Annotated in this window: 14 protein-coding genes and 2 tRNA genes; 12 read left to right on the top strand and 4 right to left on the bottom strand. The window is 42.4% G+C overall.

Going from position 1 to position 18,074, the window contains the following annotated elements; all coding sequences use genetic code 11:
- Positions 1-218 precede the first annotated feature (218 nt).
- From putA to ACLS0A_RS00210, 12 genes are all read left to right on the top strand, one after another.
- Positions 219-3,659, top strand: coding sequence for a bifunctional proline dehydrogenase/L-glutamate gamma-semialdehyde dehydrogenase PutA (gene putA, locus ACLS0A_RS00265; RefSeq protein ID WP_416081939.1), 3,441 nt, complete (start codon positions 219-221; stop codon positions 3,657-3,659).
- Between the two features lie 17 nt (positions 3,660-3,676).
- Positions 3,677-5,176 carry a sodium/proline symporter PutP gene (gene putP, locus ACLS0A_RS00260; protein ID WP_416081938.1) on the top strand — a complete coding sequence of 500 codons (1,500 nt, stop codon included), beginning with the start codon at positions 3,677-3,679 and terminating at the stop codon, positions 5,174-5,176.
- Between the two features lie 144 nt (positions 5,177-5,320).
- The gene (gene queA, locus ACLS0A_RS00255; RefSeq protein ID WP_416081937.1) at positions 5,321-6,412 is read left to right on the top strand and encodes a tRNA preQ1(34) S-adenosylmethionine ribosyltransferase-isomerase QueA; all 1,092 of its coding nucleotides are present in this window, start codon (positions 5,321-5,323) and stop codon (positions 6,410-6,412) included.
- Positions 6,413-6,471: 59 nt separating this feature from the next.
- On the top strand, positions 6,472-7,674 hold the full coding sequence (gene tgt, locus ACLS0A_RS00250; RefSeq protein WP_416081989.1) for a tRNA guanosine(34) transglycosylase Tgt: 1,203 nt from the start codon (positions 6,472-6,474) through the stop codon (positions 7,672-7,674).
- The gene (locus ACLS0A_RS00245; RefSeq protein ID WP_416081936.1) at positions 7,667-8,179 is read left to right on the top strand and encodes a hemerythrin domain-containing protein; all 513 of its coding nucleotides are present in this window, start codon (positions 7,667-7,669) and stop codon (positions 8,177-8,179) included. The genes tgt and ACLS0A_RS00245 overlap by 8 nt, the downstream gene beginning before the upstream one ends.
- Positions 8,180-8,380: 201 nt before the next feature.
- A complete protein-coding gene (gene yajC / locus ACLS0A_RS00240) occupies positions 8,381-8,680 on the top strand; it encodes a preprotein translocase subunit YajC (protein ID WP_103852637.1) in 300 nt (99 codons plus the stop codon).
- A 34-nt stretch (positions 8,681-8,714) separates the two neighbouring features.
- Entirely contained in the window at positions 8,715-10,565 is a 1,851-nt protein-coding gene (gene secD / locus ACLS0A_RS00235; protein ID WP_416081935.1) for a protein translocase subunit SecD, read from the top strand.
- A 10-nt stretch (positions 10,566-10,575) separates the two neighbouring features.
- Positions 10,576-11,544: a protein translocase subunit SecF gene (gene secF, locus ACLS0A_RS00230; RefSeq protein ID WP_115249361.1), complete on the top strand. Its 969-nt coding sequence runs from the start codon at positions 10,576-10,578 to the stop codon at positions 11,542-11,544.
- A 189-nt stretch (positions 11,545-11,733) separates the two neighbouring features.
- Entirely contained in the window at positions 11,734-13,935 is a 2,202-nt protein-coding gene (locus tag ACLS0A_RS00225) for a transglycosylase SLT domain-containing protein (protein ID WP_416081934.1), read from the top strand.
- Positions 13,936-13,984: 49 nt separating this feature from the next.
- Complete coding sequence (gene trpR / locus ACLS0A_RS00220; RefSeq protein WP_103852641.1) at positions 13,985-14,287, top strand: trp operon repressor; 303 nt, start codon at positions 13,985-13,987, stop codon at positions 14,285-14,287.
- Positions 14,271-14,990 (top strand): monofunctional biosynthetic peptidoglycan transglycosylase, encoded by a 720-nt coding sequence (mtgA, locus tag ACLS0A_RS00215; RefSeq protein WP_103855536.1) that lies wholly within the window; start codon positions 14,271-14,273, stop codon positions 14,988-14,990. The genes trpR and mtgA overlap by 17 nt, the downstream gene beginning before the upstream one ends.
- Positions 14,991-15,002: 12 nt before the next feature.
- Positions 15,003-15,755, top strand: a complete 753-nt coding sequence (locus ACLS0A_RS00210) for an SDR family oxidoreductase (protein WP_416081933.1) — start codon at positions 15,003-15,005, stop codon at positions 15,753-15,755.
- Positions 15,756-15,809: 54 nt separating this feature from the next.
- Here the strand turns inward: ACLS0A_RS00210 and ACLS0A_RS00205 are convergent, their stop codons facing one another.
- From ACLS0A_RS00205 to pgsA, 4 genes are all read right to left on the bottom strand, one after another.
- Entirely contained in the window at positions 15,810-16,973 is a 1,164-nt protein-coding gene (locus ACLS0A_RS00205; RefSeq protein WP_416081932.1) for a 3-phenylpropionate MFS transporter, read from the bottom strand.
- A gap of 83 nt (positions 16,974-17,056) precedes the next feature.
- Positions 17,057-17,143: transfer RNA gene (locus ACLS0A_RS00200), tRNA-Leu, on the bottom strand.
- Positions 17,144-17,145: 2 nt separating this feature from the next.
- A tRNA-Gly gene (locus ACLS0A_RS00195) sits at positions 17,146-17,221 on the bottom strand.
- Positions 17,222-17,484: 263 nt separating this feature from the next.
- Complete coding sequence (pgsA, locus tag ACLS0A_RS00190; protein WP_103853160.1) at positions 17,485-18,033, bottom strand: CDP-diacylglycerol--glycerol-3-phosphate 3-phosphatidyltransferase; 549 nt, start codon at positions 18,031-18,033, stop codon at positions 17,485-17,487.
- Positions 18,034-18,074 lie beyond the last annotated feature (41 nt).

The following is an 18,074-nucleotide window of genomic DNA, read 5'->3' as shown; positions in this document are numbered from 1 at the left end:
TGAAGGGCTTTTTTTTCACCTAATTCCATAAAAACTCCCCAAAAAAGCACCGCACTTTTGTTTTATGATGTTTCTGGGCAAATAATATTGCTACATTAAAGACTATTTTTTGAACTTCATCACATTTCTCAATATTTCATATTTTTTCTTTTCAAAATTTCATTACAATCCTTAACATTCCATTAACAAATAAAGCCAAATTTTATATGGAGCATCTTATGAACTATCAATACTCTCCCCTACCCACCGTAGAACCCGAACTTCGTAAAATTATCAGCGCGCATTATGATTGCCCAGAGCAGCCCGCAGTAAGTCTATTAGTCCAAACCTTAGATTTCACCCCACAGCAAGAATCTTCCATTGAACAAGTCGCCCGAGAGTTAATCGGCAAAATCCGTAGTAAAAAACAGAAACATTATGGCGTTGATGCCTTGATGCACGAGTTTTCTTTAGGCTGTGATGAAGGCATTGCCTTGATGTGCTTGGCGGAAGCCTTGTTGCGTATTCCCGACGTGCAAACCCGTTATGATTTAATCAACGATAAACTTCAACAGGGTAACTGGCAATCCCATTTGAAAAAATCAGGCTCGCTATTTACCAACGCCGCAAGCCTAGGTTTAATGCTTGGCAATAAAATCAGTGCCAGTTTAGATGAAGAAGCCCTTTCTTCTGCATTAATGAGAAGTTTCTCTCGCCTTTCTGCGCCTGTGATGAAAAAAGCCATTGAAAAAGCAATGGGGATTTTAGGTGAGCAATTTGTTACTGGCGAAACAATGGAAAAAGCCCTAAAAAATATTACGACAAGAGAAAAAATGGGCTATTGTTTTTCCTTTGATATGCTCGGCGAAGCTGCAATGACAATGGAAGATGCGGATAGATATTTGCAAGATTATGTGGACGCCATTCACGCCGTGGGTAAACAATCCGCAGGGCGAGCCTTATATGATGCAAATGGCGTATCAGTGAAATTATCGGCTATCCACCCGCGTTATTCTCGTTCGCAACAAGATCGTTTAATGAGCGAAATCTATCCTCGTTTAAAACAGCTTTTTGTGCTAGCAAAACAGTACAATATCGGCTTAAACATTGATGCAGAAGAAATGGCACGCCTTGAAATTTCTTTAGATCTGCTCGAAAAATTATTACAAGATCCTGATCTTGCTGGCTTTAATGGTATCGGCTTTGTGGTGCAGGCCTATTCAAAACGCTGTCCTTATGTATTGGATTATATTATTGCGTTAAATCGCCGTTATCAGCGCAAAATGATGGTACGTTTGGTGAAAGGCGCGTATTGGGATAGCGAAATTAAATGGGCGCAAACCGAAGGCGTGCAAGGCTTCCCTGTTTATACACGCAAAGTGCATACGGATATTTCTTATATTAGCTGTGCGAAGAAATTATTAGACGCACAAGATGCCATTTATCCACAATTTGCGACGCATAATGTGCAAACCCTAGCCACCATTGCGGAACTGGGTAAAGGCAAAGAATTTGAGTTTCAATGTCTGCACGGAATGGGCGAAACCCTTTATGATAACGTGGTTGGTGAACATCAATTTAATCGCCGTGTGCGGGTATATGCGCCAGTGGGAACCTATGAAACCCTACTCGCCTACCTTGTACGCCGATTGCTAGAAAACGGTGCAAATTCCTCTTTCGTGCATCAATTAGTGGATAACAATATTTCTGTTAATGAACTGATTAAAGCGCCGTGGAAAAAATTTGCTCGTTTTAACGGTGCGCCAAATAAAGCCATTAAATTACCGGCGGATCTTTTCCCCCATCGCCGTAATTCCCAAGGCTTTAATTTAAGTGATGAAATCCAACTGGCGGAATTGCAACAGCAATTAAATCAAGCAGAATATGCGGACGTGCAATCCCTTTGTGCGGTGCCAGTGCAAGCAGCGCAACGTTATCAAGGCCGCAAACCAGCTGATACAGCACAATCTCTGCCTACTTCTACCTTTATGTCGCCAGATGATGTGCCTGCGGTTTTTGATGTGCTGCAATCTCGTGTTTGGCAAGAAAAAACCGTGGAAGAACGTGCGGCAATTTTAGAAAGAGCGGCGGATTTTTATCAAGAAAATACTGGCTTGTTGTTGCGTCTTGCCATTGAAGAAGCTGGCAAAACCTTGCCAAATGCCATTGGTGAACTGCGTGAAGCGGTGGATTTCTTGCGTTATTACGCGGAACAAATCCGTTTATTAGACAGCAAAAATGCCCTCGCACCACCGCTAGGCAAGGTACTATGTATTTCCCCTTGGAATTTCCCTCTGGCAATTTTCACTGGACAGATCGCCGCAGCCTTGGCAGCAGGCAATAATGTGATTGCAAAACCTGCCGAACAAACTTCGCTCATTGCTTATTATGCGGTGAAATTATTACATCAAGCTGGTGTACCGCAAGAGGCATTGCAACTGACCTTAGGGGCTGGCGATTTAGGTGCAGCGTTAGTGGCTCAACCCTTTAATGCGGTGATGTTCACAGGCTCAACGGAAGTAGCCCATTTAATCAATAAACAGCTTGTGCAACGAGAAGATCAGCCTGTGCTCATTGCTGAAACCGGCGGTTTAAACACAATGGTGGTAGATTCTTCAGCTTTATTAGAACAAGTGATTACCGATGTACTAAGTTCCGCCTTTGATTCCGCAGGCCAACGCTGTTCTGCCTTGCGTATTTTATTAGTGCAAGAAGACATTGCGGATCGTTTATACCAAATGCTCACCGAAGCAATGAAAGAATTGGTGATTGGCAATCCAGAGCTACTCAATACTGATATTGGGCCGGTGATCGATGAAGAAGCAAAAGCCAACTTAATCAATTACCAAACACAAGTGCGGTCGTTTTCTCGCCGATATTTTGAATTGGATTCCCCGACTTCAGGGCATTTTGTCGCACCAGCCATTTATGAAGTGGATTCTTTGGATCAAATTAATCGTGAAGTATTCGGGCCAATTCTGCACTTTGTTCGCTATAAAAAAGCAGAATTGGGTGATTATCTGCAAAAAATCAACGCCAAAGGCTATGCCTTAACAGGGGGCTGCCATAGTCGCATCAGCAAAAATGTTGCCTTTGTGCAACAGTATTTAGAATGTGGCAATTTCTACATTAACCGTAATATTGTGGGGGCGGTAGTTGGCGTGCAACCGTTCGGCGGACACGGCTTATCAGGCACAGGGCCGAAAGCGGGCGGCGAGCTTTATGTTCAACGTTTAACCAAAACATCACAATATTATTCATCTATACTTGCAAAAAACAAAGTATTGCCTAGTATTACAGGGGAATTAAATAGCATTGATTATAAAACCACTTCTGTTTTATTACTCGGTCAAGATCACGCTCGTTTAACTGCGGCTTATCAGCGGTTACAACAAGCAGGATTTAATGTTGTTGTAGAAAAAGATAATCCGCTGTTGAGCTATCAATTACCACATCTACAAATCCTAAAAGAAGGACAGCATTTGCAAAAAGCGGTGTTTGTATCGCCGATCGATACCCAAACACGTCAGCGCTTTGCGCAGAATAATCCTGCGATTTTCTGTTTATACGATTGGACAGTCAATCAGGATTTGACCTTGCTATATAACGAATTTTCACGCAGTGAGAATATTTCTGCCGCAGGGGGCAACGCCACCCTAATGGCCATTGAAGAACAATAATTTTATAGGGAGAAAGTATGCAGAATTATCAAATCTACACAGCTTTTGGACTGTATCTTGTTATTATTTTAGGGATTGGGATTTATGCCTATATTTCCACCAAAAATTTTAACGATTACATTTTAGGCGGCCGCAAAATGGGTAGCTTTGTGACCGCAATGTCGGCGGGCGCATCAGATATGTCTGGTTGGTTGCTACTTGGCTTGCCCGGTGCAATTTTCCTTACTGGCTTGTCAGAAGCCTGGATTGCCGTGGGGCTAACGGTTGGGGCATATCTAAATTACCGCATTGTGGCAGGGCGTTTACGGGTTTTCACCGAGCAATATGGCAATGCACTTACCTTACCTGAATATTTTGCAATGCGATTTCCAAAACGAGCAAAATCACTGAAAATTCTTTCTTCTTCAGTGATCTTGTTTTTCTTCACTATTTATTGTGCATCTGGTGTGGTAGCTGGGGCAAAATTATTCCAAAGTTTATTAGGCATTGATTACACCACCGCCTTGATTTTTGGTGCGATGGCAACTATTGCTTACACCTTTATTGGTGGCTATTTAGCGATTTCTTGGAGCGATACCATTCAAGCCTCATTGATGATTTTCGCTTTATTGCTCGCCCCTGTCATCGTGTTGCTCAACATTAGCTGGGAAGAAATTACCCTTGCCCTAGAAGCTAAATCACAACAAACGGGAATTCCTTATTCCAACTGGCTTTATAATGTATCAGGTATTGGCGTGATTTCGGCTCTTTCTTGGGGATTAGGCTACTTCGGACAACCGCACATTTTAGCCCGTTTTATGGCAGCCAGTTCAGTACAAGCCTTAGATAAAGCCTGCACAATCGGGATCACTTGGATGATCCTCTGCTTAGGCGGTGCTTGTGCCGTGGGCTATTTCGGCTTGGCTTATTTTGAAGTAAAAGGCATTGCTTTGGATTCCGCCGAGTCGGTGTTTATTGAAATTTCCAAAGCCATTTTTAATCCTTGGATTGTGGGTATTGTGCTATCCGCCATTTTAGCGGCGATTATGAGTACCTTATCGGCACAATTCTTAATGTGTTCTGCTGCCATTACCGAAGATTTCTACCACGGTTTCTTACGCAAAAATGCCTCAAGCACGGAATTAGTTTGGGTTGGCCGCGTGATGGTATTGCTTATCGCCATTGTTGCCATTGCTATCGCACAAGATCCGAATTCTAAAGTAATGGGCTTGGTATCCTACGCTTGGGCTGGCTTTGGCGCATCATTTGGGCCATTGGTGATCCTTTCCCTATTTAACCGCAACATCACCTCCAACGCCGCGTTATGGGGAATGTTAGCTGGTGCAGTAACAGTTGTGGCGTGGAAACCGCTAATGACCGCACTAAACTGGAAAGACATCGCCAACTTATACGAAATTATCCCAGGCTTCTTAGCTTGTTCTTTCGTTACCCTAACCTCATCAATTTTCTCACCAGTTGCCAAAGACGTAGCTGAAAAATTTGATGAGGCGGAGAAAAGCTACAATCAACAACGATAATAAATTTAAATCCAAGGGCTGAATAATCAGTCCTTTGGTTTTCTAAAAATGCCCTACTCTCACATTTTCCTTGTACAATCCACAAAATCTCAATAGACTACGCCAACTAATCCCTGTTTACCCTTTATTTTAATAAAAAGAATTATGCGTGTTTCAGATTTTTATTTTGATTTACCCGATGCGTTGATCGCGCGCTATCCCAAAGCGGATCGCAGCGCCAGCCGTTTATTACAGCTTAACGGTGAAAATGGTGAACTTTTTCACCGCACTTTTGCCGATGTGGTGGATTTGATCAACGAAGGGGATTTATTGATTTTTAATAATACCCGAGTGATCCCAGCGAGAATGTACGGACGCAAAGCCAGTGGCGGTAAGATTGAAGTGTTGGTGGAACGAATTTTGTCGGAAGATCGTTTTCTCGCGCATATTCGTTCTTCCAAAGCCCCGAAAGAAGGGGCAGAGTTGTTTCTCGGCGAAGATAAATTAGGCGAAGGCAAGGGCATTAAAATGATTATGAAAGCCCGCCACGATACTTTATTTGAGCTAGAAATGGCAGAAAAAAGCACCGCACTTTTAGACGTGCTGCAACAAATCGGCCATATGCCACTGCCACCTTATATTGATCGCCCCGATGAAGATGCCGATAAAGAGCGCTATCAAACGGTCTATAACAAAGTGCCGGGTGCCGTGGCTGCCCCTACCGCAGGCTTGCATTTTGATAATGAATTATTAGAAAAGCTGAAAGCAAAAGGCGTAAATTTTGCCTTTGTAACCTTGCACGTTGGCGCGGGTACATTCCAGCCTGTGCGGGTAGAAAATATTGAAGATCACAAAATGCACGCGGAATATGTGGAAGTGCCGCAGGAAACGGTGGACGCCATTTTGCGTACCAAAGCCAACGGCAAGCGTGTGATTGCCGTGGGAACAACCTCTGTGCGTTCCATTGAAAGTGCGGCGTTATTTAGCCAAGAAAATCACGGCAGCCAACTGCTTGCACCGTATTTTTCCGATACGTCTATCTTCCTTTACCCAGGCAAAAAATTCCTTGTGGTGGACGCGTTAATCACAAATTTCCATTTGCCAGAAAGCACGCTGATTATGCTGGTTTCTGCCTTTGCAGGATACAAGCACACGATGCAAGCCTATGAAAGTGCGGTGCAAAATGGCTACCGTTTTTTCAGTTATGGCGATGCAATGTTTATTACGAAAAATCCTAATGTAACGGGCTTAGATTAATCGCTAATGCCTATTAATTAACCCTCGAACTGTTTATTCGAAAAGGAAACATAATGACAATGAAATTTAAACTTCATAAAACCGATGGCACGGCACGCCGTGGCACAATGACTTTCCAACGTCCACAAGGGGAATTTGAAGTGCAAACCCCTGCCTTTATGCCTGTCGGCACTTACGGTACGGTAAAAGGAATGACGCCAGAAGAAGTGCATGAAACGGGGGCGGAAATTTTGCTCGGCAACACCTTTCATTTATGGCTACGCCCAGGGCAAGAAATTATGCGTAAGCACGGCGATTTGCACGATTTTATGAACTGGCATCGCCCGATTTTAACCGATAGCGGCGGCTTCCAAGTGTTCAGCCTTGGTAAATTACGCAAAATCACCGAAGAGGGCGTGAAATTCCAAAATCCGATCAATGGCGAACGTATTTTCCTTTCCCCTGAAAAATCAATGGAAATTCAATATGATCTGGGTTCTGACATCGTGATGATCTTTGATGAATGTACGCCTTATCCTGCCACCTTTGACTATGCGAAAAAATCAATGGAAATATCGCTCCGTTGGGCAAAACGTAGCCGTAACCGTTTCGATGAGTTAGGCAATCAAAACGCCTTATTCGGCATTGTGCAAGGTGGCGTGTATGAAGAATTACGCAAAGTTTCCGTTGAAGGCTTGGTAGAGATCGGCTTTGACGGTTATGCGGTGGGCGGTTTGGCAGTGGGCGAGCCGAAAGAAGATATGCACCGCATTTTAGAATATGTTTGCCCGCAACTGCCTGCGGATAAGCCTCGCTACTTAATGGGCGTGGGAAAACCTGAAGATTTGGTGGAGGGCGTTCGCCGTGGGATTGATATGTTCGACTGCGTAATGCCAACCCGCAACGCACGCAACGGACATTTATTTGTTACAGACGGGATTGTGAAAATTCGTAATGCGAAATACCGTGATGACACAAGCCCGCTTGATCCAGAATGTGATTGTTACACCTGTAAAAATTACACCAAAGCCTATCTTTACCATTTAGATAAGTGCGGTGAAATTTTAGGCGCAAGATTAAACACTATTCATAATTTACGTTATTATCAACGTTTAATGGCACAAATTCGCCAAGCTATTGATGAAGACCGTTTCGATCAATTCGTGGTGGATTTCTACGCTCGCATTGGCAAGCCTGTTCCACCATTGCAAAGTGAAGTACAACAAAATGCACAAGCCGCTAATGCACAATCTTCTAATCCACAAGGTGAACAAAATGCTTAATCTTCAACCGCAACAATTTGCCAGCTGGAATGAGCCGATTGAAATGCTTTACGCCTGCCACGGCAAAGTGAAAATGTTCTGTCGTCAGCTGAATATTTTGCCTAGCTATTTGGAGAAAAATGGCAATATTCAAGCGGTGCAAAAAGATGTGCAGCAAATTTTGAATTATTTTAATATTGCCGCGCCATTGCACCACGATGATGAGGAAAAAGATTTTTTTCCTGCATTGCTAAAATACTGCCCTCAAGCCAAAGCTGATGTGGAACGCTTAGAAAGCCAACACGAAACTTTGCATCAAAATTGGGCAGCTTTGTCTGTGCAGTTGGAAGCCTTGCTAAAAGGCGAAATTACACAAATTCCCGCATCGCTTATTGCACAATTTATTGCTGGTTATGACAGCCATATTGCCATTGAAGAACCTTTATTTGAACTTGGCAAAACCCATATTCCACAAGAAGAATTAAGTGTGATGGGAAAAGTGATGGCAGCGCGCCGAAAAAACTAAATTAACGCATAAAATAAAACCTGCATTTTTGCAGGTTTTATCTTTTCTAAGAAAGAAAAAGTGCGGTGCTTTTTGCTCAAATTTTTGTTGCAAAAACCTTGACATAAATCACCGCTCTTTTGCAAAAGCGCTTTGTCAATAAAGGGTTTTTGTGCTATTTTAACGTCCTACATTTTCATTAACTAACAAAAAGGATTAAAGATGGAAGCTCAACAAGGTAGCCCAATGTCAATGTTATTTATTTTCGTTCTGTTCGGATTGATTTTCTATTTTATGATTTATCGTCCACAAGCAAAACGCAATAAAGCGCATAAGCAATTAATGGCTGAGTTAGCGAAAGGCACGGAAGTTCTTACTTCAGGTGGTATTATTGGTAAAATCACCAAAATTGGGGCAGAAAGCGATTACGTTGTTCTTGCCTTAAATGACAGCACAGAAATTACCATTAAACGTGATTTCATTGTTTCTGTGTTACCAAAAGGTTCATTAAAAAGCCTTTAATTATTAACTATTTCCGCAAGGGAACTGGAAAGTTATGTTAAATCGTTACCCTTTATGGAAGAATATAATGGTGACCCTTGTGGTCGCCATTGGTGTTTTATATTCTCTCCCAAATCTTTACGGTGAAGATCCTGCCGTTCAAATTTCAGGAACTCGTGGACAAGAAGCCAACACAACAACGCTTAGCAATGTGCAAACGCTTCTTAACGAAAATCATCTCACTACCAAATCCATTAAATTAGAAAACGGTTCAATTCTTGCTCGTTTTAATAACACAGATGATCAGCTGCTTGCCAAAGATAAAATCAGCGAAAAATTAGGCAATAGCTATTCGGTGGCGCTTAACCTTGCGCCAGCTACGCCAAAATGGCTTTCTGATATTGGTGGTTCACCAATGAAATGGGGCTTGGACTTGCGTGGTGGTGTACGCTTTTTAATGGAAGTGGATATGAATACTGCGCTGGCAAAACGTCAAGAGCAGTTGCAAGACAGTTTATTGGGCGAATTGCGTAAAGCGAAATATCAATATACCAATATTCGCGCAGGGGAAAATCATAGCACTGTGGTTACCCTAAAAAATCCTGATCAGCTTTCAGCCGTTCAGCGCTTATTGCGTCAAGCGCACCCCAATTTAGATATTCGTGAAATTTCTAATAACACGCTTTCTTTAACCTTATCTGATGCTGCGTTAAATGAAGCGCGCGATCACGCCATTGAGCAAAACTTGAGTATTTTACGCCGCCGTGTGGAAGAATTAGGCGTTTCTGAACCTGTGATTCAACGCCAAGGCGCAGAGCGTATTGTGGTGGAATTGCCGGGCGTTCAAGATACTGCGCGTGCAAAAGAAATTTTAGGTGCAACAGCTACTCTTGAGTTTCGTTTAGTGAATCAAAACGCCAATGTTGATGCGGCAATGCGTGGAATGGTGCCTTCAGATTCTGAAGTGAAATTTGATCGTAATGGTCGCCCTGTGGTGTTGTACAAACGTGCGGTATTAGGGGGGGAACATATTGTCAATGCGTCATCAGGGGTTGATCAAAATTCAGGTACGCCACAAGTAAGTGTAACCTTGGATAGCGAAGGCGGCGATATGATGTCGCAAACCACCAAAATGAATCTGAAAAAGCCAATGGCAACTTTATATGTTGAATATAAAGACAGCGGCAAAAAAGATGAAAATGGCAAAACCGTTCTCGCTAAACACGAAGAAGTGATCAATATTGCAACCATTCAAGGGCGTTTTGGTAGCCAATTCCAAATTACTGGGATTGATAGCCCAAATGAAGCGCTTAATCTTTCTGTGTTATTACGTTCTGGCGCATTAACAGCACCAATCCAAATTGTGGAAGAACGTACAGTCGGGCCATCGCTTGGTGCGCAAAATGTGGAACAAGGCTTGCAAGCGGGGCTTTGGGGCCTAGCCATTACCGTGGTGTTTATGCTGATTTACTATAAAGTGTTCGGCTTATTTGCAAGTATGGCGTTGCTTGCCAATATGGTTTTGCTCGTTGGTTTAATGTCGTTAATTCCGGGAGCAACACTCACAATGCCGGGGATTGCAGGGATTATTCTTTCGGTGGGAATGTCTGTGGACGCGAACGTGTTGATTTTTGAGCGGATTAAAGAAGAAATTCGTAACGGACGCTCCATTCAACAAGCCATTAACGAAGGCTATAACGGGGCATTTAGCAGTATTTTTGATGCTAACTTAACCACAATTTTAACTTCTATCGTGCTTTATGCGGTGGGAACAGGGCCAATTAAAGGCTTTGCGATCACCCTTTCATTAGGGGTTGCGATCTCAATGTTTACTGCGATTACAGGAACTCGAATGCTGGTAAATTTACTTTACGGCGGCAAACGCGTTGAGAAATTATCTATTTAAGGTGGTTACGATGAGCTTATTTGCAAAAGATAAAAAAGTGAATGAATATAAAGGGGTAATCTTGCCATTCAAGCTTATCCCATTTATGCGCTACCGCCTTGTGGGTTATATTTTCTCATTAATTGTTACCGCACTTTGTATTACAAGCATTGTAACCAAAGGCTTTAACTGGGGCTTGGATTTCACTGGCGGTACGGTGGTGGATACGCATTTTTCCCAACCCGCTGATTTAGAAAAAATCCGAGCCACCTTAAAAGAAAATGGTATCGAAAGCCCATTAGTGCAAACCACAGGTGGCGTGCGTGATGTAATGATCCGTCTTTCAGCTTCGGCTGGCGGCGCGGATATTGGCACGCAAATCAAAGGAATGCTCAGCAAATTGGATAATGATATCCAAATTCGCAGCGTGGAATTTGTTGGTCCAAATGTGGGTGAAGAACTTACCCAAGGCGCGATCTATGCGACATTAATCACCTTATTAATGTTGCTTGCCTACATTGCATTCCGCTTTGAATGGCGTTTAGCAGCAGGGGGGATCGTTGCCCTTGCGCACGATGTGATTGTAACTCTTGGGATCTTTTCTTATTTCCAAATCGAAATGGATCTCACCTTTGTGGCAGCCATTTTATCGGTGGTGGGATACTCACTGAACGATAGTATCGTGGTATTTGACCGTGTGCGTGAAAACTTCCGTAAAATTCGCCGTATTGACACCGTGGATATTATTGATATTTCACTCACCCAAACCCTATCAAGAACCTTGATGACATCGATCACAACGCTTTTCGTGGTGATCGCACTGTTTGTGTTTGGTGGGCCTACGATCCATAGTTTCTCATTGGCGCTTTTAATCGGTATCGGCTTTGGTACTTATTCCACCATTTATATTGCTATTAGTATCGCCTATGATCTGGGCTTAAGACGTGAACATATGGTGATTCAAAAAGTGAATAAAGACGATATTGACGAATTGCCGTAAAAAGGTTGAAAAATTTTACCGCACTTTTTTAGCCAAGTGCGGTCTAATAATCAGTTGGATTTTAAGCCCGATTTATTCGGGCTTTTGTTTATAAATGTAGTTATGAAATAGCCATTACAACAGCACAAAAGTGCGGTGGTTTTTACCCAATTTTTATCCTATCTAAAAAGTGCCATAAAAAGGAATATTATGAAATTTACCCAAACCTTGCTTGCCTTAAGTTTATCTTCGCTTTCCCTTTTCGTGTGGGGAAATTCAGCGCCGCCAGCTCGTGCAGTGAATTCAACCGCACAAAATACAGAAATAAAAGCGGCAGAAAATGCAAAGCAGGAGCAAAATGTAACGGAAAAGCAAAATATCACAGAGGGGCAAAATGTAAATAAAGCTAATGCTAGCCCTGAAAATAATGATGCTGGCAAAGCATTGTTAGTAAATCAACAAAAACTGGCGCTCGAACGCGAAATTTACCGCAAACTGCAACAATATTTAGCCCTTTCCGAAAGTGAAACCACACTAGGTATCGCCAAAGGATTATTGGCTCAGCTGCAAGATTATCCGCTCTTATCTTATGCGGAACATCAATTTCTAACCGCGAAAAAAGCCGCCTTGTCTTTTGATGAAGTTATTGATTTTACGAAGAAATATCCTGATTTTCCGCTCAAGAATTTGCCTAATTATTGGCTACAACAACAATACGATACACAAAATTGGCAGGGGATTTTAGCCAATGTGAAAGATTTACCCAAAGATAACAGCGCCTCTTGCATTGTGATGACAGCACAACAGCAAGAAAAACAACCTTCATCGCAAACAGAACCTGAAGCGACAGCGGACAAAATTATAGAAAAAAACACCGCACTTGCGATAAAAACCAAAGAGTTATGGCTCACAGGAAATAACTCACCCACGCAATGCCAAGCTATTTTCCAGCAAGCCTACGATCAGGGTGTGATTACGGAAGAGCTAATTAAACAGCGCGCTTTGCTTGCCGTAGAAAAAAATAATCGTGCCTTAATTAGCGAATTGGCAGCGCTTACGCGAGATGCCGAATTAAAAACTTGGCTGACAAATCTGGCTAACTTATTGAAATCACCGCGTTTATTGCTTTCTCCAAGCAACACTTTTTATATAGAAAATTTGCCTGCCAATGATGAAAATAAACAGATTTTGCTTGCCGTGATGCCTCGTTTTATAAAAACCATTACGGAAAATCAGCTCAATGTCAGCGCCCCTTTTGCCCAATTACAACAATGGGCGGATCGCTTTAATTTATCGCCCGCGCAAACTCAAGGCTGGCAATCCGCCTTGGTGAGCCAACTTTTTGATAGTGAAAATCCGTCTATTCAGCAATGGCGTGATGCAACCCTGCAAACCTTAAAAGAAGATAAACAAACTGAACGCCGCATTCGTGTGGCATTGCGTGAAAAAGCGGATATTCAACCTTGGATAAATTTACTTTCGGAACAGGGTAAACAGAAAGATGAATGGCGATATTGGCAAGGTGAAGCGTTATTCCAGCAAGGCAAAACCGCGCAAGCCACACAGATTTGGCAGCAAATGCAGCAAAATGCACGGGGATTTTACCCAATGCTTGCAGCACAGCGTTTGGGCGTGGATTATCAACCTACGATGAAAACTTTCTCGTCCAATGAACAACCTTTACTGCGCTATGCTAAGCAATTTGCACGCATTAATGAGTTACAGGCACTCAATGATCGTGCCAATATTCAGCGTGAATGGCGGGCATTGTTAGATAGCTCGGATTTTGCGGGAAAACTTGCCTTAGCCCAATATGCTGAGCAAAATCAGTGGGCTGATTTACAAGTGGAAGCCACGATTCAAGCGAAAGCGTGGGATTATATTGCCTTACGTTTACCTAACGCTTACCAAACGTGGTTTGATTTGTTCATCAATAATAAAAATAACGCAAAAATCCACCGCTCTTTTGCTATGGCAATCGCCCGTCAAGAAAGTGCGTGGCGCGCAAATGTCACCTCTTCTGCCAATGCACGCGGATTGATGCAACTGTTGCCAAGCACGGCGAAACTCACCGCAGAGCAAGATCAACTCCCTTATAAAAAAGAGAGCCAACTGTTTGATCCTATTGATAATATTATGCTTGGCACAACCCATCTTAATCAGCTTGCAGAAAAATATGGCAATAATCGCATTTTAATTGCTGCGGCTTACAACGCAGGCGCACGGCGTGTTGATAGCTGGCTGGCAAAATCCAATGGTAAGCTCACAATGGCAGAATTTATCGCCACCATTCCCTTTTATGAAACCCGTGGATATGTGCAAAATGTGCTAGCGTACGATTATTATTACCAACTGTTGCAAGGAGAAAAGGCAGAAAAATTTACCCAAGCCGAACAGAATAGATTATACTAGTGAAGTAGTTTAATAGCACAGTGAAACGTTTTAATCCTAGGAGAAAGCTATGTATGTGAGCAAAAATATGGATCAATGGCAGGCATTTATCGAGATTTTACGTACTGCGTTTGCACAAAATAAAGAACAAGAATTACTCACGCTGCTACTCACCGCAGACGAACGAGATGCGGTGGGCTTACGTTTACAAATTGTGGCGCAGTTATTAGATAAGCGTTGCTCACAACGCGAAATTCAACAAAATTTGAACACCAGCGCGGCAACCATTACAAGGGGATCAAATATGATCAAAACAATGCCACCTGAGTTTATGCAATGGGTAAAAGAACAGCTTGATGGGCAGAAAGAATAAGAAGCCAAAATGGTTGCAGCGCATAAAACAAAGAATCTTGCGTTATTCTTTCTATGCGTTCGCGGCTTTTTTAGGCATAACTTTGCTATTTCGTGTTGTGCCTGTGCCATTTTCTTCCTATATGGCACAGCAGAAAGTGAGTCATCTTTTAAACGGTGAAAGTTACCCCATTAAATATCAATGGGTCAGCTTAGATAAAATTTCGTGGCAAATGCAATTAGCCGTTATCGCCGCCGAAGATCAAAAATTTGCTCAGCATCACGGGATTGATTGGGACGCTATCGATAAGGCATTGAAATACAATAAAAAATCGACAAAAGTGCGGGGCGGCTCGACTATCTCACAGCAAACCATAAAAAATTTATACCTATGGCACGGACAAAGCTGGCTACGCAAGGGCATTGAATTACCGACCACCTTAATGGTAGAACTGCTTTGGTCAAAAAAACGGATTTTAGAAGTCTATTTAAACATTGCTGAATTTGGTAATGGCATTTTTGGCGTTGAAGCCGCTAGCCAAGCCTATTTTAAAAAATCGGCGAAACAGCTTAATCAGCAAGAAGCGGCGTTATTAGCTGCGGTGCTGCCTAATCCAATCATATTTAAAGCAAATAAACCCAGCGCGTTTGTGCAGAAAAAACAACGTTGGATTATGCGACAAATGAATGCCTTAGGTAAGGGATATTTAACTCAACTAAACTAGATAGGGGGAATTATGGCGATTTTAATTACAGGCGCATCGGCAGGCTTTGGTAAAGCAATGTGCGAAGTGTTTATTAAAGCAGGATACAAAGTGATTGGCGCGGCTCGCCGTTTAGAAAAACTGGAAAAGTTGCAAGCAGAGTTAGGCGAAAATTTCTTTCCATTACAAATGGATATGAATAATTTAAGCGAAATTGATCGCGCACTTTCCAAACTTCCTGAAGCATTCCAACAAATTGATTTATTGATAAATAATGCGGGGCTAGCGCTTGGTTTAGAGCCAGCTCACCAAGCTAATTTTGACGATTGGCTAACAATGATCAACACCAACATTGTGGGCTTAACCTATCTCACCCGCAAAGTGCTACCGCAAATGGTGGAACGCCAACAAGGGCATATTATCAATTTAGGCTCAATCGCAGGCACATATCCTTACCCAGGTGGCAACGTTTACGGCGCAACCAAGGCGTTTGTGGAACAATTTAGCTTGAATTTACGCGCTGATCTAGCTGGGACTAAGGTGCGTGTAACCAATGTAGAACCAGGGTTATGCGGCGGCACTGAATTTTCTAATGTACGTTTTAAAGGCGATGACAGAAAAGCGGCCAGCGTCTATGCCAACGTACACCCTATTGAGCCAATAGACATCGCCAACACCGTGCTATGGATCTACCAACAACCCGCCCACGTTAATATCAACCGCATTGAAATAATGCCCGTAGCACAAAGTTTCTCGGCGTTGAATGTGGTGAGAGATAAAAACTAAAGTGCGGTGAAAATTTTAGGAATTTTTAAAGGCGATGGAAAATCGCCTTATTTTTTATTCAATCACCTCTAGGTGGTTTGAAAATTTCTTCGGTACAAGGAAGATTGCAGGTAGAACAAAAATCGCCATCAGCACAAAACTCATTTGTGCGGAAGTTGGGTAAACCAATCCCGAAATAAAGGTGAAAAGCGCCATCATAATACAGCTAGAGCTTGCAAAATATAGCCCTTGTAATTTTGGAATCGTTTCGCTTGGCTGAGAAGTGATATAACGAATCATCGCAAAATGCCCCATTGCATAAGTGAATGCGTGTAACATTTGGACGAAGATTAGCAGCGTAAAATCTGTTGTGTAAGCAATAGTTGTCCAGCGAATGATCGCAGCTAATGCTGAAAACAAGGTCAAATAATGTATTTGCCAAGTTCTAAAGAAATGTTTAGAAAAGAAGAAAAATACCACTTCAGCAACCACACCCAAACTCCACAGCCAACTAATTTGTGAAGTGCTAAGACCGTTTGCAGACCAATAAATCGTGCCATACGCATAACAAGCCGCGTGTGAACCCTGAATAAGGGCGGTGGCAATAATCATTCTGATTGTCGTTGGATTTCGCAATAATTCACGATAACTTGCTGTTACCGCAGCCTCTTGTTTTTCCTGCTGATTAAATCTTTGTGTAGGATTTAAACTAATCCCCAGCCCCCAAAAAACTAAATAACCAATAATAATGCCGATAATTGCACTTTTTCCTAGCCAACCAAGCAAATAGCCCGCTGTAATCGAGCCAACAATAAAAGCTAATGAACCAAATAAACGGCTTTTGCCATAATCCATTCCTAACTGCTGATGCCAACTCGTGGCAATGGTATCGCAAACAGGCATAATTCCGCCATTCAACATATGAAACAGCGCTAAAATAGGAATAAGCCACCACAATGATTGTACCGCCCAACTCACCGCTATCAGCACCAACACACTTAACCAAGTTAGAAGGCGACTTAATGGAATCAACTGATTAAGATGCCTAACATTTTTAGTAAAAAAAATAGCACCGGCAAAACGACACAGATAACCAAGGGAAATCAATGTGCCTATTAATTCCACATCATAGCCATACTGTGCTAACCAAATCGGTAAAAACGGCACAATGACGCCATAAGCACAGTAAAAACCGAAAAAGTTAAATGATGACCATTGAAAAGGGGTGAGTTTCAACATAGGGGAAAGTCCCAACTTTGATTTTCAGATATAAAAAAAGCCGCTCTTGGCGACTATCTTATTGATTTATTTGACTTTTCAAATGGTGCCCGAGGGCGGACTTGAACCGCCACGACTCGAAAGTCGAGGGATTTTAAATCCCTTGTGTCTACCGATTTCACCACTCGGGCGTTGGAGCGGGAAACGAGGCTCGAACTCGCGACCCCGACCTTGGCAAGGTCGTGCTCTACCAACTGAGCTATTCCCGCATACTTAGCTAACCATTCGGTCTTGCTAAACAACGAGGTGCATTTTACGGATTTACGATGATTAGTCAAATAGAAATTTCTTACTTTGTATTTGATTGACTAAAAAAAATTCACTTTCTATAAATTCGTTTATTTTGAAAGCAGAGCTTGATGATTTCCACTTCGATATTATTTTTAGCTTGGCTCTTCCACAAAAAAACTCATAAAAAAACACCGCACTTAATTATCTATTCAACCCAAGTGCGGTGCAATTTTTGAGAATTTTATTCTTCTAATAAATTATCTTTTGCGGCTTTGAGATATTGTAGCATTGACCACACGGTTAAAATCGCGGCGATATATAAGAATACGATGCCTGCAATTTCCATTAAAACATTATAACGCCATAGCAATCCACCTAATGCCAGCATTTGTGAGGCGGTTTTAACTTTTCCAAGCCAAGACACGGCCACTTTGCTACGGCTGCCGATTTCCGCCATCCATTCGCGCAAGGCGGAAACGATGATTTCCCTTGAGATCATTACAATCGCAGGCAAGGTTACCCAAAAGCTGTGTTGATATTCCACCACTAACACCAGTGCAGCAACCACCATCACTTTGTCCGCAACGGGATCGAGAAATGCGCCAAAGGGCGTGCTTTGATTCCATTTTCGTGCTAAGTAGCCATCAAACCAGTCTGTAACGGCAGCGACAAAAAAGATCGCGGTGGTTAAAAATGGCGCCCAAGCAAAAGGGAGATAAAACGCCAAGACAAAAAATGGGATAAGCACCACACGGAATAAGGTCAGAATTGTTGGGAAGTTTAATTTCATAGAGCGTAACAATCACAGAAAATAGATAATCATTGACTATT

This window comes from Avibacterium volantium (assembly GCF_049366555.1).
Taxonomy (GTDB): domain Bacteria; phylum Pseudomonadota; class Gammaproteobacteria; order Enterobacterales; family Pasteurellaceae; genus Avibacterium; species Avibacterium volantium_A.
Note: the sequence above shows the minus strand (reverse complement) of the source record. Positions and strands in the feature narration are given on the sequence as shown.